Raw genomic sequence first — 17453 nt, 5'->3', positions numbered from 1 at the left:
CCCATGGCCCAGACCACCGGGACCACCGAGCCGGCTGACGGCATCCGCTTCAAACGAGTCCTGCTGAAGGTGTCGGGCGAGGCGTTGATGGGTCAGCGCGACTACGGCCTCGACCCGGAGGTGGTCAACCGCGTCGCCAACGAGGTGAAGGCGGTGATCCAGCTGGGCGTCCAGGTCAGCCTGGTCATCGGCGGGGGCAACATCTTCCGCGGGGTGAAGGGTGCGGCGAGCGGCATGGAGCGCGCCTCGGCCGACTACATCGGGATGCTCGCCACCGTGATGAACGCCCTGTCGATGCAGAGCGCTCTGGAGCGGATGGGTGTCGCGACCCGCGTGCAGTCGGCCATTCCCATGTCGTCGGTGTGCGAGCCGTACATCCGGCGCCGCGCCATCCGGCACATGGAAAAGGGCCGCGTGGTGATCTTCGCCGCCGGCACCGGCAACCCCTTCTTCACCACCGACACCGCCGCCGCGCTGCGCGCGTCGGAGATGGGCTGCGACGCCCTGCTGAAGGGCACGCAGGTGGACGGCGTCTACACCGCCGATCCGAAGAAGGTGAAGGACGCGCAGCGTTACGAGCGCCTGGGCTATCTCGAAGTCCTGGCGAACGATCTGCAGGTGATGGACGCTTCCGCGATCTCCTTGGCGCGTGAGAGCCACATCCCCATACTCGTGTTCTCGATCCACACCCCCGGCGCCTTCGCCGAGGTGATGCAGGGCCGGGGCAAGTTTACGATCATCAACGAAGAAACGGAGTGAGCCGTGGCTGCGCCCGATGCATCGGATCTCAAGCGCCGCATGGAAGGAGCGCTTGAGGCGTTTCGCAAGGAGTTGAGCGGTCTGCGCACCGGCCGTGCCTCCGCCAGCCTGCTTGAGCCCGTCACCATTGAGGCTTACGGCGCCAGGATGCACCTCAAGGAGGTCGGCACCGTCAGCGTGCCGGAGCCGCGCCTGATCGTCGTGCAGGTGTGGGATCGCGGCATGGTCAAGGCCGTGGAGAAGGGCATCCGCGATTCGGGCCTCGGCCTGAACCCGCAGACGGAGGGCCAGTCGATCCGCGTGCCGCTGCCCGACCTGACGCAGGAGCGCCGCAAGGAATTGGCCAAGGTCGCCCACAAGTACGCCGAGCAGGCCCGCGTCGCCGTGCGCAACGTGCGCCGCGACGGCATGGACGGCCTGAAGAAGGCCGAAAAGGCCGGCGACATCTCGCAGGACGAGCACAAGGGGCTCGGCGAGAAGGTCCAGGCGCTGACCGACCAGTACATCAAGCTGGTCGATGATGCGCTTGCGGCGAAAGAAAAGGACATCATGCAGGTCTGACGGCATGCGCGACGCGGAAGACAGCCGCCCCCTGCGCCCGCCCGCGCACGTGGCCGTGATCATGGACGGCAACGGGCGTTGGGCGAAGTCCAGAGGGCTGCCCCGCACCGCCGGCCATAAAAAGGGCGTGGACGCCGTCCGCCGGACGGTCGAAGCCGCGGGCGACCTGGGGATCGGCTATCTGACGATTTTCAGCTTCTCGTCCGAGAACTGGCGTCGGCCGGAGGAGGAGGTGTCCGACCTCATGCAGCTCCTGCGCTTCTACCTGCGCAGCGAGATTGCCGACCTCCACCGCAACGGCGTGCGCCTGCGCGTCATCGGCGACCGGGCCCGCCTGTCCAAGGACATCGTCGGCCTGATCGACAACGCCGAGAATCTGACCCGCGACAACCGCAAGCTGACCCTCGTGGTGGCGTTGAGCTACGGCTCCCGCCAGGAGATTACGCTGGCGGCGCGGCGTCTGGCCGAAGAGGTGAGGGCGGGGACGCTCGATCCTGCGGACATCTCCGAGGACCGGCTGTCCGAACGCCTGTTCACCGCCGACATCCCGGACCCCGACCTGATCGTCCGCACCAGCGGCGAGAAGCGCATCAGCAACTTCCTGCTCTGGCAGGCGGCGTATGCCGAGCTGGTCTTCGTGGACACGCTCTGGCCTGACTTTTCCAAGCGTGACCTGGAGGCGGCGATTGAAGAGTTCCACCGACGGGAACGTCGCTTCGGCGCAACCACCGGCACCCGCTAAATCCGGCGACCTGAAGACGCGCGCCATCTCGGCGCTCGTCCTGGCTCCGCTCGTCCTGGCCGCGGTCTGGGCCGGCGGCTGGGTTTTTCACGTCCTGATCGCGCTCGGTGCCGTGGCCTCCGCCGTGGAGTGGGGCAACCTCGTTCCCTGCCGCCGCAAGGGTGCGGCCATCGCGTTATCGGTGGCCGGCGTCCTCCTGGCGCTGGCTGCGCAGATCGCCGCCGGGCCGTGGGCGGCCGTCGTCGTCGCCATCCTGGCCAGCGCTGGCGTGGCCGTGGCCTCGGGCGGGCCGGATCGCGGTCTGTCGGGGGGCGGCATCCTCTATGTCGTGGCCGGTCTGGCCGGGCTGATGTGGCTGCGCGATGACCCGGAGTCCGGCCTCGCGCTGTTCCTCTTCACCATGCTCGGCGTCTGGGCGACCGACATCGGCGCCTACGCCGCCGGACGCACGATCGGCGGACCGAAGCTGGCCCCGCGCATCAGCCCGAAGAAGACCTGGGCCGGCCTGATCGGCGGGATGGCCTCTTCCGCCCTGGTGGGGTGGGGGGTGGCTCTGGCCGCGGGCGCGCAACGGCCGCTGCTGGCTCTTGCGGTGGGCGCCGTCCTGGCCGTGGTGGCGCAAGCGGGCGACCTCTTCGAATCCGCGGTCAAGCGCCGTTACAACGTGAAGGACAGCGGCCATCTCATTCCTGGTCACGGGGGAATCCTGGACCGCATCGACGGGCTGCTCGCCGCCGCCCCGGTGCTGGCCCTGTTCCACGCGACCATCGGCACGGCAATCGCATGGTGGTGACGGGGTCATGGTTGTGAAGGCTGAAGGGGCGGGGGACGCGCCGCGCCGCGTGACGATCTTCGGTTCGACCGGGTCGGTCGGCACGCAGACGGTGGACCTCGTCGCCCGCGATCCGGAGCGTTTTGCGGTGGAGGCGCTGACCGCCAACCGCAACGTCGCCCTCCTCGCCGAACAGGCGCGGCAACTCCGCCCGAAGCTGGCCGTGGTCGCCGACCCCGCCGCCTACGCCGACCTCAAGGAGGCGTTGGCCGGTACCGGCGTGGAGGCCGCCGCCGGGCCGCAGGCGGTGGCCGCGGCCGCGGAGCGTCCCGCCGACTGGGTGATGGCCGCCATCGTCGGCGCCGCCGGGCTGGAGCCCACGCTGGCCGCCGTGCGCCGCGGCGCCTGCGTCGCCTTCGCCAACAAGGAGGTGCTGGTCTGCGCCGGCGCCCTGATGATGGAGGAGGTGCGCCGCCACGGCGCCAACCTGCTGCCGGTGGACAGCGAGCATTCGGCGATCTACCAGGTCTTCGATTTCGACCGTCTGGACAGCGTGCAGCGCCTGATCCTGACGGCCTCAGGCGGCCCCTTCCGGACGAAGGACCGTGCCTTCATGGCGGCGGCGACGCGCGAGCAGGCGGTCGCCCACCCGACCTGGGAGATGGGCGCCAAGATCTCCATCGACAGCGCCACCATGATGAACAAGGGGCTGGAGATCATCGAGGCGCATTTCCTCTTCGGTGTCCCCGAAGAGAAGATCGACGTGCTCGTCCACCCCCAATCGGTCGTGCATTCGCTGGTCGAGTATGTGGACGGCTCGGTCCTGGCGCAGCTCGGCACGCCGGATATGCGCACGCCGATCGCCTACGCGCTCGGCTGGCCGGCGCGCATCCCGACGCCCGCCGAACGGCTGGACCTCGTCAAGGCCGCAACCTTGACCTTCGAGGCGCCGGACCCCGAGCGATTCCCGGCCCTGAGGCTCGCCCGGGCCGCCTTGCAAAGCGGTGGGGGCGCTCCTACTATTCTCAGTGCCGCCAACGAGGTGGCCGTGCAGGCGTTTCTCGACCGCCGGATCGGCTTTCTCGACATCGAACGGATCGTCGAGGGGGTGTTGGGCACGCTGCCGCACCGGCCGCTCCGCGACCTGGGCGCGGTGCGCGACACCGACGCCGAGGCTCGCCGCGTGGCGGCCGACCGGGTCGCGGCCCTGGCACGCTGAGTCTTTTTCCGGGCGCGGGCCGCGAAGGAGCCGCTCCGGGATGCAAAGGATGTGATGGACGTCATGGGCGGCTTCGGGACCACGCTTCTGTCTTTTCTGCTGGTCCTCACCGTGCTCGTGTTTGTGCACGAACTCGGTCACTACCTCGTGGCGCGCCGCAACGGCGTGCGGATCGAGGTCTTCTCCATCGGCTTCGGCCCGGAGCTGTTCGGCTGGACCGACCGCTCCGGAACGCGCTGGAAGTTCAGCGCGATCCCGCTCGGCGGTTATGTGAAGATGTTCGGCGACGCCGATCCGGCAAGCACGCCCGGCGCCCACACGCAGAGCATGAGCGCCGAGGAGCAGGCGGTCTCCTTCCACCACAAGCGGCTTGGCCAACGGGCGGCCATCGTGGCGGCGGGACCCATCGCGAATTTCCTGTTCGCCATCGTCGCCCTGACCATCCTCTTCGCCACCGCCGGCCAGTCCTTCACCCCGCCGGACGTCGGCGGCGTGCAGCCGGGCAGCGCCGCGGAGCGCGCCGGGCTGCAGCCGGGCGATCTGATCGTCTCGATCAACGGCAGCGGCATCCAGCGATTCGAGGAAATCCGACAGATCGTCTCCATGCAGCCGGGCGCGCCGCTGGAGATGGTGGTGCAGCGCGACGGGCGTTCGGTCAATCTGACGGCGACTCCGGACGTGCGCGAGGTCACCGACCGACTCGGCAACACCCACCGCATCGGCCAGTTGGGAATCATGCGCGGCGGGGCTGAGACGAAGCGCCACGACCCGCTGACCGCCCTGTGGCAGGCGGGCCGGGAGGTCGTCGGCATGGTGTCCGGCACCTTCGTGGCGCTCGGCCAGATGATCGAGGGCTCGCGCGGCACCGAGGAGCTGGGCGGGCCGCTGCGCATCGCCCAGATGTCCGGCGAGGTCGCGCAATCCGGCTGGTACCCGCTGATTTGGTTCATGACCTTCCTGTCGGTGAACCTCGGCATGATCAATTTGTTTCCGGTTCCGCTGCTTGACGGCGGCCATCTGATGTTCTACGCCCTTGAAGGACTCCGTGGGCGTCCTCTCGGACCTAAAGCGCAAGAATACGGTTTCCGCATCGGGCTTGCTTTGGTATTAACGCTCATGGTTTTCGCCACGTGGAACGATCTCGTTCAGCTTCGCGTGGTGGATTTCTTTAGGGGGCTCATTTCCTGAGGGATGCCCCCAAAGCCAGGGAGCGAGCTTTGCGGGTGTCGAGCAGGGTTCTGGCGTTCGGCCTGATGGCCGGTTGCGCCATGACGACGGTTTCTCTTGCCCTTTCCCACGCAGCCTGGGCCCAGGCGGGCGCGCCCAATCCGGGGGCGGCGAAATCCGCCGCCTTTGGCGATGGGACGCTGGTGGCGCAGATGTTCTCGGGCGGCACCATCCGGGACATCCGGGTGGAGGGCGTCCAGCGCATCGAGCCGACGACGGTCCGCTCCTACCTCGCGGTGGCGCCCGGCGATCCCTTCGATCCCGACCGCATCGACCAGTCGCTGAAGGCCCTGTTCAACACGGGCCTGTTCGCCGACGTCGTGCTGAAGCGCGACGGCGACGCGCTGGTGGTGCAGGTGGCGGAAAACCCGATCATCAACCGCATCGCCTTCGAGGGGAACCGGCGCATCGAGAAGGAGAATCTGGAAAAGGAAATCCAGCTCCGTCCCCGCGTCGTCTACACCCGCACGCGCGTCCAGAGCGACGTGCAGCGCATCCTGGACATCTACCGCCGCCAGGGCCGCTTCGCCGCGACCGTCGAGCCGAAGATCATCCAGCTCGACCAGAACCGCGTCGATCTGGTGTTCGAGATCAACGAGGGTGTGCGCACCGGCGTGCGCAGCATCACCTTCATCGGCAACGAGAAGTTCTCCGACGGGACGCTGCGCGAGGCGATCCAGACGCGGGAAAGCGCTTGGTGGCGCTTCATGACGTCGGACGACAACTACGATCCGGACCGCCTGAACTACGACCGCGACCTGCTGCGCCGCTATTACCTCAAGGAAGGTTACGCCGACTTCCGCGTCGTCTCCGCCGTGGCGGAGCTGACGCCGGACCGCGAGGACTTCGTCATCACCTTCACGGTGGACGAGGGCGAGCGCTACAAGTTCGGCAAAATGGACATCAGCACCTCTCTGAAGGCGTTGGACCCGGAGCAACTGCGCAGCGTGCTGACCACGCGCGAGGGCGACTGGTACAACGCGCAGGAGGTGGAGAACACCATCACCAAGCTGTCCAACGCGGTCGGCGACCTGCAATACGCCTTCGTGGACGTCCGGCCGCGGATTTCGCGCAACCGTGACAACCAGACCATCGACATCGTCTACGACATCGTCGAGGGGCCGCGCGTCTTCGTGGAGCGCATCGACGTGACCGGCAACGTCCGCACGCTGGACAAGGTGGTCCGGCGCGAGATGCTGCTGTCCGAAGGCGACCCGTTCAGCACGACCAAGCTGCGCCGCTCCGAGCAGCGCATCAAGGATCTGGGCTATTTCGAGCGCGTCAACATCACCACCGCGGAAGGCTCGGCGCCCGATCGCACCGTGATGAACGTCGAGGTGACCGAGCAGTCCACCGGTGAAATCTCCATCGGCGCCGGCTACTCGACCTCGGACGGTCCGCTGGCCGACTTCTCGATCCGCGAGCGCAACCTGCTGGGCCGCGGCCAGGATCTGCGCTTCGGCGCCACCGTGTCGGGCAGCCGCCAGGAATACGACGTCTCCTTCACCGAGCCGTACTTCCTCGACCGCGACCTGTCCGCCGGTTTCGACCTGTTCCGCATCACCCGCGACTATCAGGACGAAAGCTCCTTCGACGAGAAGAGCACCGGCATGGCCCTGCGCATGGGCTATCCGCTGACGGAGAACCTGCGCCAGCGCGTCTACTACCAGCTCCAGAACACCGACATCACCAGCGTTCCCAGCTCGGCGTCCCAGTACATTCAGGACCAGAAGGGCGCGCGCACGACGTCGCTGATCGGACAGGAGCTGACCTACGACCGCCGCAACAGCCGCCTCAACCCGACGGAAGGCTACTACGTCCGCCTGACGAACGATTTCGCCGGCTTGGGCGGCAACGCGCGCTTCCTGCGCAACCGCCTCGGCGCCGGCTATTATCTGCCGCTGTTCGACGAAAGCTGGGTGCTCAGCACCACGGGTGAAATCGGCTACATCGTCGGCATCGGCAAGGACGTCTTCCTGTCCGACCGCTTCTTCCTGGGCGGCGACACGCTGCGCGGCTTCAACACCGCCGGCATCGGCCCGCGCGACCTGCGCACCGGTGACGCCCTGGGCGGCACCCGCTATTACCGCGGGTCGGTGGAGATGAGCTTCCCGGTCGGCCTGCCCGAGGAGTTCGGGCTGAAGGGCCACGCCTTCTCCGACGTCGGCACGCTGGGCAAGGTCGACATCAACGATCCGCTCGTCCCCGACGACGAATCGGTCCGCCTGTCGGTCGGCACCGGCTTGTCCTGGCGCTCGCCCTTCGGGCCGATCCGCCTTGACTTTGCGGTCCCGATTCTCAAGGAAGATTACGACAAGAAAGAGATCTTCCGCTTCAGCTTTGGAACCAGGTTCTAACATGCAGTTCAGCAAGCTCAGGGCGCTGGTCGCCGCCGGTGCGGTGTTGGCGGGCGTCGCGATGGCGACGCCGTCCTTCGCCCAGGACAAGCCGACCGACAACCTCAAGGCGCCGGTCATCGCGGTGGTCGACGTCCAGAAGATCATGCAGGAGTCGAACGCCTCCAAGGGCGTCTCGAAGTCCTTCGAATCGCTGCGCGAGACCTACCAGAAGGAAATCGCCTCGCTGGAGGACAAGCTGCGCAAGTCCGAGGAGGAATTGCGCAAGCAGCAGACCGTGCTGGCTCCGGACGCGCTGGCCAACAAGCGCCGCGACTTCGAGAAGCAGGTCGGCGAGGTCCAGAAGACGGTGCAGAGCCGCAAGCGCGCCCTGGAAAACGCGCTGAACGAGGCGATGGCCGTCGTCCACAAGAACATGGTGGAGATCGTGGCCGACGTCGCGCGCGAGCGCGGCGCCAACCTGGTCCTCGCCCGCCAGCAGTTCGTCCTGGTCGACACCCAGCTCGACGTCACCGACGTGGTGCTGGAGCGGGTGAACAAGAAGCTGCCCCAGGTCGCGCTGACCGTTCCCAAGCAGTAAGGCGCGTCGGAACGAGCCGCCACGCTTCCGCAGGGAGGCGTGGCGGCTTTTTCTTTGCGCAAAGGGCGGAGCCGGAAAGCTGTCGGCGTCGGGATTGCCAAATCCCCGGAAATGGGGCACAAGGGGCTTCGTCCCGGGCCGCCGCAGGCGCGGCGCGGGGCGTTCTCGTGGATTTTGAAAGGCGGGCGGCCGGACCATGGATGTGACGGCGGACAACAAGAAGATAGCCGACCTCGACATCATGCGGATCATGGAAATGATCCCGCATCGCTATCCGATCCTGATGATCGACCGGGTGATCGACATCACCCTGGGCGAAAGCGCCACCGGCGTGAAGAACGTCACCATCAACGAGCCGTTCTTCCAGGGGCACTTCCCATCGCGGCCGGTGATGCCGGGCGTGATGATCATCGAGGCGATGGCGCAGACCTCCGCCGTGCTGGTGGTCGCCACGCTGGGCAAGGAGTCCGAGGGCAAGCTGGTCTACTTCATGACCGTGGACGAGGCGCGTTTCCGCCGCCCGGTCACTCCCGGCGACACCATCCACATCCATGTGAGCAAGCAGCGCCAGCGCGCCAACGTGTGGAAGTTCAAGGGCGAGGCCAAGGTCAACGGTGTCCTGGTCGCCGAAGCCGTCTATTCCGCCATGATCCTGGACGAGAAATGAGCGTTTCCATTCACCCGACGGCGGTCGTCGATCCGGCCGCCAGGCTGGGCGAAGACGTTTCCATCGGTCCCTTCTGTGTGGTTGGACCGGATGTCCAGCTCGGCGACCGTGTGCGGCTGACCTCCCATGTGGTGGTCGAAGGCCGCACGCGCATCGGCGAGGACTCGGTCATCTACCCCTTCGCGTCCATCGGCCACCGCCCGCAGGACCTCAAATTCAAGGGCGAGCCGTCCGAACTGGTCATCGGGCGCAACAACCAGATCCGCGAGCATGTCACCATGAGCCCCGGCACCGAGGGCGGCGGCATGGTCACGCGGGTCGGCGACAACGGCTTGTTCATGGTCGGCGTCCACATCGCCCACGATTGCGTCGTCGGCGACCACGCGGTCCTGGCGAACAACGCCACGCTGGCCGGCCATGTCCATCTGGGCGATTTCGTGACCATCGGTGGGCTGTCGGCGGTCCGCCAGTTCGTCCGCATCGGGTCGCACGCCATGATCGGCGGCATGTCCGGCGTCGAGAAGGACGTGATCCCCTATGGCCTCGTCATGGGCGACCGGGCGCGTCTGGCCGGCCTGAACCTCGTCGGGCTGGAGCGTCGCGGCTTCCAGAAGGACGAGATCCACGCCCTGCGCGCCGCCTATCGCCTGCTGTTCGGCAACGAAGGCACCTTCGCCGAGCGCATGGAGGAGGTCGGGCGCGACATGGGGCAGCAGACGCTGGTCGCCGACGTGCTGACTTTCGCGCGCGCCTCGCGGTCGCTCTGCCAGCCGCGCGAGGGCTGAGGGGCCTTCACGCCCCTCTTTTTACGTTCCGTTTCCTGGGAGAGTCCCGGCCATGTCGCAGCCTCTTCCCAAGCTCGGCATCCTGGCGGGCGGCGGCACCTTGCCGGCCCGCATCGCCGCCGCGGTGCGCGGCCAGGGGCGCGAGGTCTTCGTCGTCGCCTTCGACGGCCACACCGACCCAGCCACCGTCGAGGGACTCCCCCATCTGTGGAGCCGCTTCGGCGCCGCCGGCAGCATCATCGACCGGTTGAAGAAGGAAAAGGTCGGGGAACTGGTCTTCGCTGGACCAGTGCGTCGGCCGTCCTTCACCGAGCTTCTTCCCGACTGGTACACCACCAAGTTCCTCGCCAAGGTCGGCACCCGAGCGCTGGGCGACGACGGGCTGCTGCGCTCCGTCGCGCGCGAACTCGAAGGGGAGGGGTTCCGCGTGGTCGGCCTGCACGACCTCCTCGGCGAGCTTCTCACTCCGGTGGGGCCGGTGGGGCGGCTGCGGCCGGACGCCGAGGCCGAACGCGACATTGCCCGCGCGGTCGAGGTTGCCCGCACGCTCGGTGCGCTCGACGTCGGACAAGGCGCCGTGGTCCAGCAGGGGATCGTGATCGCCGTGGAAGCCATCGAGGGCACCGACGCCATGCTGGCCCGCTGCGCCGGGCTGGCGCGTCCTGGACCGGGCGGCGTGCTGGTCAAGGTGAAGAAGCCGCAGCAGGACCGACGCCTCGACCTGCCCACCATGGGAGTGACGACGGTGGAGAACGCCGCCCGCGCCGGTCTGCGCGGCATTGCCGTCGAGGCGGGCGGCAGCCTGCTGGTGGACCGTGCCGCGGTGGCCGAGGCCGCCGACCGGCTGGGTCTGTTCGTCGTCGGCATCACCGTTGCGTCGGAGACCCGGTCGTGAGCGATCCGTTGATTTTCCTGATCGCCGGGGAGCCCTCCGGCGACGCGCTGGGCGCGCGGCTGATGGCCGCTTGCAAACGGCTGACCGGCGGGCGGGTGCGCTTCGCCGGCATCGGCGGCGAGAAGATGGTCGCGGAGGGGCTGGAGAGCCTGTTCCCGATGGGCGAGCTGACTCTGTTCGGCGTGTTCGAACTGCTGCCCCATCTGCCGAACCTGCTGCGCCGCATCGACCAGACGGTTGCCGAGATTCTGCGGCTGCGGCCTGACGCGGTGGTGGGCATCGATTCGCCGGGCTTCACCGTGCGGGTGTCCAAGCGGGTCAAGGCGCAGGCGCCGGACATTCCGCTCATCCACTATGTGGCGCCCACTGTCTGGGCGTGGAAGCCGAAGCGCGCCGCCAAGTACGCGGCGATCTACGATCATCTGCTGGCCATCCTGCCCTTCGAGCCGCCCTATTTCGAGAAGGAGGGGCTTCCCTGCACCTTCGTCGGCCATTCGGTGGTGGAGAGCGGCGCCGGGCATGGCGACGCGCAGCGCTTCCGCGAGACCCATGGGCTGGCAGCGGATGCGCGGGTCGTCGCCGTCCTGCCAGGAAGCCGGAAGGGCGAGGTGTCGCGCCTGCTTCCCGACTTCCGCGCCACGCTGGAAAGCTTGCTGCCGTCTCATCCGGGGCTGGTCGCCGTGGTGCCGACCGTGGCGACGGTGCGCGACCGCGTGGCGGCGGAGGTGGCGGGGTGGCCGTTGCGCACCATCCTCGTCGAGGGCGACGCTCCGAAATACGATGTCTTCGCGGCGGCGGAGGCCGCGCTGGCGGCGTCCGGGACGGTGGCGCTGGAACTGGCGCTGGCCCGCCTGCCGACGGTGATCGCCTACCGTCTCAACCCGGTGACGGTGGCCTTGTACCGGCGGCTGATCCGGGTCAAATACGTCAATCTGGTCAATCTGATGCTCGACCGCATGTTGGTGCCGGAACTGCTTCAGGAGGACTGCCGTCCCGACCGGCTGGCGTCCGAACTGGGGCGCCTGCTCGACGATCCCGCCGCCCGCGCGACGCAGATCGACGGTGTGGCGGAGGTGGCGCGCTGGCTGGGGCAGGGCGGAACGCCGCCCAGTGAGCGCGCCGCCCAGGTCGTGCTGGAGGTTGCCGCCGGCCGGTTGGATAAGACGAGGTCGGAAAAGACGAGAGCGCAAGAACCCGCTTGGGAGACGAGACCATGAGCCAATTCCGCCTGCTGCACACGATGCTCCGGGTCTATGATCTGGAGAAGTCGCTGGACTTCTACACCCGCCTGCTCGGCATGAAGCTGCTGCGCCGCAACGATTATGAGGGCGGTCGCTTCACGCTGGCCTTCGTCGGCTACGGCGACGAGAAGGACACCGCCGTCCTGGAACTGACCCACAACTGGGACCAGGCCGAGCCCTACGCCATCGGCACCGCCTACGGCCACATCGCGCTGGGCGTGCCGGACATCTATGCCACCTGCGAGCAGCTCGCCAAGGAAGGCGTCAAAATTCCGCGTCCGCCTGGCCCGATGAAGCACGGCACCACCGTGATCGCCTTCATCGAGGACCCGGACGGTTACAAGGTCGAGCTGATCGAGACGAAGTAAGCGGTCTCACAGCGTTTTGTAGAAGAGGACGGTGTCGTGAAAGGCGCCGTCCGCTTCCACCGTGTAGCCGGGAATCAGCCCGGCGCGACGCCAGCCCGTCGCTTCGTAGAAGGGCTCGCCGCTGTCGCCCTTCAACGTGTCGAGCACCAGCAGCGACCGCCCCAGACCACGGGCCGTGTCCTCCACCGCCGCCATCAGCCGTCGCGCGACTCCGTTCCGCCGATGGCGGGTGAAGACGAGCAGCTTCTGCACCTCGGCGCGGTGCGCGCCATTCGGCTTGGTGCAGAGCGCCAACTGGACGCTTCCCAGCAAGTCTCCGTCCGGTCCGCGGGCGATCAGCAGCCGGTGCGCGCCGCCGGACAGTTGGGCGGCCACCCCGTTCCAGAACGCCTGTTTCCAATGCGGTTCCAGCGGGGCATGGTAACCGACCGAGGCGCCGCTGTTCACGGCGTCCTCCAGAAGGGCTTCCAGCTCCGCCCGGAGACGGTGGTCGTTGAGGGCGGGAATGTCGGTGATTGCCAAAGGGATCGTCATGGGAGGTGCCGGGATGGTTCTGATCGCGCCCCAACCCTGCCCGCCGCCCTCCCGCTTCACAATTGACTTCGCAGGGCATGGATGTGAGGAATTCTCACAGCAAAACCCAACCGCGCCGTCGATGCCGCGTCTTCCCTTCACCGCACTGGCCGCCTTCGAGGCGGCGTCCCGGCACGGCAGCATGACCCGCGCCGCCGACGAACTCGGCCTGACCCATGGAGCGGTCAGCCGTCAGGTGGGCGATCTGGAGAAGCGGCTGAAGGTCCGTCTGTTCGACCGCACCCCGCAGGGGCTTCTTCTGACCGACGCCGGGCGCGACCTCGCGCAAGCCTGCACCGCCGGTCTGGGCCGGGTCCAGGAGAGTTGGGACCGCATCGCCGGGCAAGGGCCGGAGCGGTTGCGCGTTGCCGCGCCGCGCACCTGGGCGGCCTTGTGGCTGGTGCCGCGGCTGGGGCGCTTCCTGGACGGCCGGCCGGACCTGCGGCTGGACATCGAGGGAGGCAACACCGAGCGCGCGTCGGAGGCCGAGGCGGGCTGGGCGGTGATCCGCTACGTGCGCGGCGGCGATCCCGGTCCCGCGGGGGCGCTTCTGTCGGAAGAGCCGCTGTTTCCGGTCTGTGCGCCGTCGCTGGCTGAGCGGCTGTCCGGCCCGGCCGACCTGTCCCGCCAGACACTGCTGCATTATCAGGCGTCGCCGGACTGGAGTCTGTGGCGCGCCGGCAGCGGGGTAAGTCTGGATGGAGCGGGCAGCCTGAGCTTTTCGGAATCGGTGATGGTGATCCAGGCGGCCATGGCCGGGCAGGGGATTGCGCTGGGGCGCCCGTCGCTGGTGTTGGAGGCGCTGGAAGCGGGACGGCTCGTCTGCCCCTTCGGACCGGCGGTGCACTGCGGCGACCGCTATGTGCTGACCGCCCCGGCCGAAGGGCGCGGGCGCGGCGTGCTCCGCGCCTTTCGGCACTGGCTGCTGGCGGAGGCCGCTGCGGATCGGGCGCGGCTGGAGCGGCTCGGCGTACCGTTTCCGCAGGGCCGCGCTGGCGCCTGATTCCGTTTCATGTTTATATCCGCTATCGGATGGATTTGGAGCGGAGACACGCCCCCATGCTGCGCCTTTACGACAACCTGTCTTCCGGAAACGGCTACAAGTGCCGGCTGCTGCTGCACAAGCTCGGCATTCCCTATGAGCGGATCGAACTGGACATCGACCGGGCGGAAACGCGCACCCCGGAGTTCCTGGCCCGCAATCCGAACGGGCGCATCCCGACTCTGCAATTGGAGGACGGCAGCCACCTGCCGGAATCCAACGCGATCCTCTGGTATCTGGCGGAAGGCACGCCCTATCTGCCGGACAACCGGGAAGGCCGCGCGCGGGTCCTGCAATGGATGTTCTTCGAGCAGTACAGCCACGAACCGAACATCGCGACCGTGCGCTTCTGGATCACGCACCATGTGGAGATGACGGAGGAGCGCAAGCTGGGGCTGGTGACCAAGCGCCGGCTCGGCCACGACGCGCTGGGTGTCATGGACGGGCATCTGGCAGAGCGTCGCTTCTTTGTGGGCGATCGCTTCAGCGTCGCCGACATCGCGCTCTACGCCTACACCCATGTGGCGGAGGAGGGTGGGTTCGACCTGTCCGGCTATCCGGCGGTGCGCGCATGGATGGAGCGTGTGGCGGCGGAAGGGCCGCACATCCCGATCACCCAGGGCTAGACGGTTAGATCAGCACCACCGCGGCGATCATCGCCACGATCACCGCATAGAAGACGATGCGGCGAAGCCGCCGCGAGAGCGGCGGCTTGTTGTCGTTCGCGGCGGGCTGGCCCTGACGGACCCGCCGCGCCGGAACGATGAACGCAGCCGGGCTGCGGGCGGCTCCGTCGGAGCCGCCCGTCCCGATGTGTGCTGTCGGCCGGTTAGCCACGCTCGGCCAGCGGGATGAAGTCCCGCTTGGTCGCACCGGTGTAGAGCTGACGCGGACGGCCGATCTTCTGGACCGGGTCCTCGATCATCTCCTTCCACTGGGAGATCCAGCCGACGGTGCGCGCCACGGCGAACAGCACGGTGAACATGCTGGTCGGGAAGCCCATCGCCTTCAGGATGATGCCCGAGTAGAAATCGACGTTCGGGTACAGCTTCTTCTCGACGAAGTACGGGTCTTCGAGGGCGATCTTCTCCAGCTCCATCGCGATGTCGAGGAGCGGCTCGTCCTTGATGCCCAGCTCGGCCAGAACCTCATGACAGGTCTTGCGCATGACCTGGGCGCGCGGGTCGTAGTTCTTGTAGACCCGGTGGCCGAAGCCCATCAGGCGGAAGTTGTCGTTTTTGTCCTTGGCGCGGCGGACGATCTCCGGGATGCGATCGACGGAGCCGATCTCCTCCAGCATCTTCAGCACGGCCTCGTTGGCGCCGCCATGGGCCGGACCCCACAGCGAGGCGATGCCGGCGGCGATGCAGGCGAACGGGTTGGCGCCCGACGAGCCGGCCAGACGGACGGTCGAGGTCGAGGCGTTCTGCTCGTGGTCGGCGTGCAGGATGAAGATCTTGTCCATGGCCTTGGACAGGACCGGGTTGACCTTGTACGGCTCGCACGGCGTGCCGAAGGTCATGTAGAGGAAGTTCTCGGCGTAGGACAGGTCGTTGCGCGGGTACATGAACGGCTGGCCGACCGAGTACTTGTAGGCCATCGCGGCGATCGCCGGGATCTTGGCGATCAAGCGGTGCGCGGCGATCTTGCGCTGCACCGGGTCCTCGATGTCCGTCGAGTCGTGGTAGAAGGCCGACAGCGCGCCGACGACGCCGCAGAGAACCGCCATCGGGTGGGCGTCGCGGCGGAAGCCGCTGTAGAAGCGGGTCAGCTGCTCGTGCACCATCGAGTGGCCGCGCAGGATGCCCTCGAACTCTTCCTTCTCGGCGGCGTTCGGCAGGTGGTTGTTGAGGAGAAGGAAGCAGACCTCCGGGAAGGTCGCGTGCTCGGCAAGGTCGTCGATGGCGTAACCGCGGTGCAGCAGAACACCCTCATCACCGTCGATGTAGGTGATCTTGGACTCGCAGCTGCCCGTCGAAGTGAAACCCGGATCGTAGGTGAAACAACCGGTCTCGGCGTAGAGCTTGCGGATGTCGATCACGTCCGGACCCGTGCTTCCCTTCATCACGGGCAGGCTGACCTGCTTGCCAGTCCGGTTGTCGATCAGGGTGAAGGTATCGGCCTTGTCCGCGGTTTGGGTCATCTCGGCACGTCCTTATCTTTAGGGTTGGGGCTTAACGCCCTTTTCGAATGCGCGCAGCATAGTTCTATGCCGGGCGGATATCAACGCACGGAAGTTAGCCCCGTGCTGCAGTTGCGGCATCCTTCATCCGGGCCAGCGTTTCCGCGCGGCCCAGGATCTCGGCCACTTCGAAGATGGGCGGCGACACGGTGGAACCGGTGAGCGCGGCGCGCAGCGGCTGGGCGATCTTGCCCAGCTTCTCGCCCCGCTCCTCGGCGAAGGCACGCACCAGCCCTTCCAGGGCGGCGGCGGTGAAGTCCGCCTCGGCCTCGAAGCGGGCGGCGAGGTCGGTCAGGATTCCGCGGCCCTTCTCGTCCAACAACGCGGCGGCCTTCTCGTCCATCGCCAGCGGACGGGCGGCGAGGTAGAAGCGGGCGCTCTGGGCGAGATCGACCACGGTGCGGGCGCGCTGCTTCAGCCCGTTCATGGCGCGGGTCAGCAGATCCCGCTCCGACTCGGTCAGCGCGCGGCCAAGCTCGGCCTCCAGCCGCGGGGTGGCCAGACCCACCAAGCGGGCGTCGTCGGCCTGCCGCATGTAATGGGCGTTCAGGTTCTCCAGCTTGGCGAAGTCGAAGCGCGAGGGGGAGCGCCCGATGCCCTCCAGGTTGAACCATTCCACGGCCTGTTCGGTCGAGATGATCTCGTCGTCGCCGTGTCCCCAGCCGAGCCGCAGCAGGTAGTTGCGGATCGCCTCCGGCAGGTAGCCCATGTCGCGGTAGGCGTCGACGCCGAGCGCGCCATGGCGCTTCGACAGCTTGGCGCCGTCCGGACCGTGGATCAGCGGAATGTGGCCGAATTCCGGCAGGTCCCAGCCCATGGCGTTGTAGATCTGGATCTGGCGGAAGGTGTTGGTCAGATGGTCGTCGCCGCGGATGACGTGGGTCACGCCCATGTCGTGGTCGTCCACCACCACCGCCAGCAGATAAGTCGGGGTGCCGTCGGCGCGCAGCAGGATCAGATCGTCGAGCTGGGCGTTCTGCACCGTCACCTCGCCCTGGACGCGGTCCTTCAGGACCGTCTCGCCCTCCTGCGGCGCCTTCAGGCGGATCACCGGCTTCACGCCGGCCGGAGCCTCGGACGGGTCGCGGTCGCGCCAGCGCCCGTCGTAGCGCACCGGCTGGCCCGCGGCCTTCTGGGCGGCGCGCATCTCCTCCAGTTCCTCGGGGCTCGCGTAGCAGTAATAGGCGCGGCCGGCCGCCAGCATCTGCTGCGCCACTTCGGCGTGGCGGTCCTTGCGGGCGAACTGGCTGACCGCGTCGCCGTCCCAGTCGAGGCCGAGCCAGGACAGGCCGTCGAGGATGGCGTCCACCGCCGCGTCCGTCGAGCGCTGGCGGTCGGTGTCCTCGATGCGCAGCAGGTACGTGCCGCCGTTGCGTCGGGCGTACAGCCAGTTGAACAATGCGGTTCGGGCACCGCCGATGTGGAGAAAGCCGGTGGGCGACGGGGCGAAACGGGTGACGACGGTCATGGGAGGCTCAATTCC

Annotated in this window: 19 protein-coding genes; 15 read left to right on the top strand and 4 right to left on the bottom strand. The window is 67.7% G+C overall.

Annotated elements, in window-relative coordinates:
• Positions 1 to 3: 3 nt before the first annotated feature.
• The 13 genes from pyrH (at position 4) to gloA (ending at position 12173) form a co-directional block, all read left to right on the top strand.
• Positions 4 to 759 carry a UMP kinase gene (pyrH, locus tag Sp245p_RS09895; RefSeq protein WP_014240152.1) on the top strand — a complete coding sequence of 252 codons (756 nt, stop codon included), beginning with the start codon at positions 4 to 6 and terminating at the stop codon, positions 757 to 759.
• A gap of 3 nt (positions 760 to 762) precedes the next feature.
• Positions 763 to 1320, top strand: a complete 558-nt coding sequence (frr, locus tag Sp245p_RS09890) for a ribosome recycling factor (protein ID WP_014240153.1) — start codon at positions 763 to 765, stop codon at positions 1318 to 1320.
• 4 nt (positions 1321 to 1324) lie between these two features.
• Positions 1325 to 2062: an isoprenyl transferase gene (locus tag Sp245p_RS09885; protein ID WP_014240154.1), complete on the top strand. Its 738-nt coding sequence runs from the start codon at positions 1325 to 1327 to the stop codon at positions 2060 to 2062.
• Entirely contained in the window at positions 2007 to 2855 is an 849-nt protein-coding gene (locus Sp245p_RS09880) for a phosphatidate cytidylyltransferase (RefSeq protein WP_014240155.1), read from the top strand. The genes Sp245p_RS09885 and Sp245p_RS09880 overlap by 56 nt, the downstream gene beginning before the upstream one ends.
• A gap of 7 nt (positions 2856 to 2862) precedes the next feature.
• The gene (locus tag Sp245p_RS09875; RefSeq protein ID WP_014240156.1) at positions 2863 to 4053 is read left to right on the top strand and encodes a 1-deoxy-D-xylulose-5-phosphate reductoisomerase; all 1191 of its coding nucleotides are present in this window, start codon (positions 2863 to 2865) and stop codon (positions 4051 to 4053) included.
• Positions 4054 to 4107: 54 nt separating this feature from the next.
• Complete coding sequence (gene rseP, locus Sp245p_RS09870) at positions 4108 to 5241, top strand: RIP metalloprotease RseP (RefSeq protein WP_014240157.1); 1134 nt, start codon at positions 4108 to 4110, stop codon at positions 5239 to 5241.
• 29 nt (positions 5242 to 5270) lie between these two features.
• On the top strand, positions 5271 to 7637 hold the full coding sequence (gene bamA / locus Sp245p_RS09865; RefSeq protein WP_014240158.1) for an outer membrane protein assembly factor BamA: 2367 nt from the start codon (positions 5271 to 5273) through the stop codon (positions 7635 to 7637).
• 1 nt (position 7638) lies between these two features.
• The gene (locus tag Sp245p_RS09860; protein ID WP_014240159.1) at positions 7639 to 8217 is read left to right on the top strand and encodes an OmpH/Skp family outer membrane protein; all 579 of its coding nucleotides are present in this window, start codon (positions 7639 to 7641) and stop codon (positions 8215 to 8217) included.
• A gap of 196 nt (positions 8218 to 8413) precedes the next feature.
• Entirely contained in the window at positions 8414 to 8884 is a 471-nt protein-coding gene (gene fabZ, locus Sp245p_RS09855) for a 3-hydroxyacyl-ACP dehydratase FabZ (protein WP_014240160.1), read from the top strand.
• Entirely contained in the window at positions 8881 to 9669 is a 789-nt protein-coding gene (gene lpxA, locus Sp245p_RS09850) for an acyl-ACP--UDP-N-acetylglucosamine O-acyltransferase (RefSeq protein WP_014240161.1), read from the top strand. Before fabZ ends, lpxA begins: the two co-directional genes overlap by 4 nt.
• Before the next feature lie 52 nt (positions 9670 to 9721).
• Entirely contained in the window at positions 9722 to 10564 is an 843-nt protein-coding gene (locus Sp245p_RS09845) for an LpxI family protein (protein ID WP_014240162.1), read from the top strand.
• Complete coding sequence (gene lpxB, locus Sp245p_RS09840; RefSeq protein ID WP_014240163.1) at positions 10561 to 11781, top strand: lipid-A-disaccharide synthase; 1221 nt, start codon at positions 10561 to 10563, stop codon at positions 11779 to 11781. The genes Sp245p_RS09845 and lpxB overlap by 4 nt, the downstream gene beginning before the upstream one ends.
• Positions 11778 to 12173 carry a lactoylglutathione lyase gene (gene gloA, locus Sp245p_RS09835; protein WP_014240164.1) on the top strand — a complete coding sequence of 132 codons (396 nt, stop codon included), beginning with the start codon at positions 11778 to 11780 and terminating at the stop codon, positions 12171 to 12173. Before lpxB ends, gloA begins: the two co-directional genes overlap by 4 nt.
• 6 nt (positions 12174 to 12179) lie before the next feature.
• On the opposite strand, the gene Sp245p_RS09830 is transcribed toward gloA, so the two are convergent.
• Positions 12180 to 12707, bottom strand: coding sequence for a GNAT family N-acetyltransferase (locus tag Sp245p_RS09830; protein WP_014240165.1), 528 nt, complete (start codon positions 12705 to 12707; stop codon positions 12180 to 12182).
• Positions 12708 to 12828: 121 nt separating this feature from the next.
• On the opposite strand from Sp245p_RS09830, the gene Sp245p_RS09825 reads away from it, so the two are divergent.
• Positions 12829 to 13749: a LysR substrate-binding domain-containing protein gene (locus Sp245p_RS09825; protein WP_014240166.1), complete on the top strand. Its 921-nt coding sequence runs from the start codon at positions 12829 to 12831 to the stop codon at positions 13747 to 13749.
• A 56-nt stretch (positions 13750 to 13805) separates the two neighbouring features.
• A complete protein-coding gene (locus Sp245p_RS09820) occupies positions 13806 to 14414 on the top strand; it encodes a glutathione S-transferase family protein (protein ID WP_014240167.1) in 609 nt (202 codons plus the stop codon).
• A 4-nt stretch (positions 14415 to 14418) separates the two neighbouring features.
• On the opposite strand, the gene Sp245p_RS09815 is transcribed toward Sp245p_RS09820, so the two are convergent.
• The 3 genes from Sp245p_RS09815 to gltX form a co-directional block, all read right to left on the bottom strand.
• The gene (locus tag Sp245p_RS09815) at positions 14419 to 14625 is read right to left on the bottom strand and encodes a hypothetical protein (protein WP_014240168.1); all 207 of its coding nucleotides are present in this window, start codon (positions 14623 to 14625) and stop codon (positions 14419 to 14421) included.
• A complete protein-coding gene (gltA, locus tag Sp245p_RS09810) occupies positions 14618 to 15931 on the bottom strand; it encodes a citrate synthase (RefSeq protein ID WP_038528311.1) in 1314 nt (437 codons plus the stop codon). The genes Sp245p_RS09815 and gltA overlap by 8 nt, the downstream gene beginning before the upstream one ends.
• Positions 15932 to 16025: 94 nt before the next feature.
• Positions 16026 to 17438 carry a glutamate--tRNA ligase gene (gene gltX, locus Sp245p_RS09805; RefSeq protein WP_014240171.1) on the bottom strand — a complete coding sequence of 471 codons (1413 nt, stop codon included), beginning with the start codon at positions 17436 to 17438 and terminating at the stop codon, positions 16026 to 16028.
• Positions 17439 to 17453: the final 15 nt, after the last annotated feature.

The organism is Azospirillum baldaniorum (genome assembly GCF_003119195.2).
Lineage (GTDB): Bacteria > Pseudomonadota > Alphaproteobacteria > Azospirillales > Azospirillaceae > Azospirillum > Azospirillum baldaniorum.
The sequence above is the reverse complement of the archived record's forward strand: the minus strand, read 5'-3'. Positions and strand labels throughout refer to the sequence as shown.

Bases quoted from the DNA above. Each gene is read 5' to 3' on its own strand.
- gloA (WP_014240164.1), top strand. From the start codon at position 11,778: ATGAGCCAATTCCGCCTGCTGCACACGATGCTCCGGGTCTATGATCTG.
- Sp245p_RS09845 (WP_014240162.1), top strand. From the start codon at position 9,722: ATGTCGCAGCCTCTTCCCAAGCTCGGCATCCTGGCGGGCGGCGGCACC.
- pyrH (WP_014240152.1), top strand. From the start codon at position 4: ATGGCCCAGACCACCGGGACCACCGAGCCGGCTGACGGCATCCGCTTC.
- fabZ (WP_014240160.1), top strand. From the start codon at position 8,414: ATGGATGTGACGGCGGACAACAAGAAGATAGCCGACCTCGACATCATG.
- Sp245p_RS09860 (WP_014240159.1), top strand. From the start codon at position 7,639: ATGCAGTTCAGCAAGCTCAGGGCGCTGGTCGCCGCCGGTGCGGTGTTG.
- Sp245p_RS09830 (WP_014240165.1), bottom strand. From the start codon at position 12,707: ATGACGATCCCTTTGGCAATCACCGACATTCCCGCCCTCAACGACCAC.
- Sp245p_RS09885 (WP_014240154.1), top strand. From the start codon at position 1,325: ATGCGCGACGCGGAAGACAGCCGCCCCCTGCGCCCGCCCGCGCACGTG.
- gltA (WP_038528311.1), bottom strand. From the start codon at position 15,931: ATGACCCAAACCGCGGACAAGGCCGATACCTTCACCCTGATCGACAAC.
- Sp245p_RS09825 (WP_014240166.1), top strand. From the start codon at position 12,829: ATGCCGCGTCTTCCCTTCACCGCACTGGCCGCCTTCGAGGCGGCGTCC.
- Sp245p_RS09820 (WP_014240167.1), top strand. From the start codon at position 13,806: ATGCTGCGCCTTTACGACAACCTGTCTTCCGGAAACGGCTACAAGTGC.
- rseP (WP_014240157.1), top strand. From the start codon at position 4,108: ATGGACGTCATGGGCGGCTTCGGGACCACGCTTCTGTCTTTTCTGCTG.
- gltX (WP_014240171.1), bottom strand. From the start codon at position 17,438: ATGACCGTCGTCACCCGTTTCGCCCCGTCGCCCACCGGCTTTCTCCAC.
- Sp245p_RS09875 (WP_014240156.1), top strand. From the start codon at position 2,863: ATGGTTGTGAAGGCTGAAGGGGCGGGGGACGCGCCGCGCCGCGTGACG.
- lpxA (WP_014240161.1), top strand. From the start codon at position 8,881: ATGAGCGTTTCCATTCACCCGACGGCGGTCGTCGATCCGGCCGCCAGG.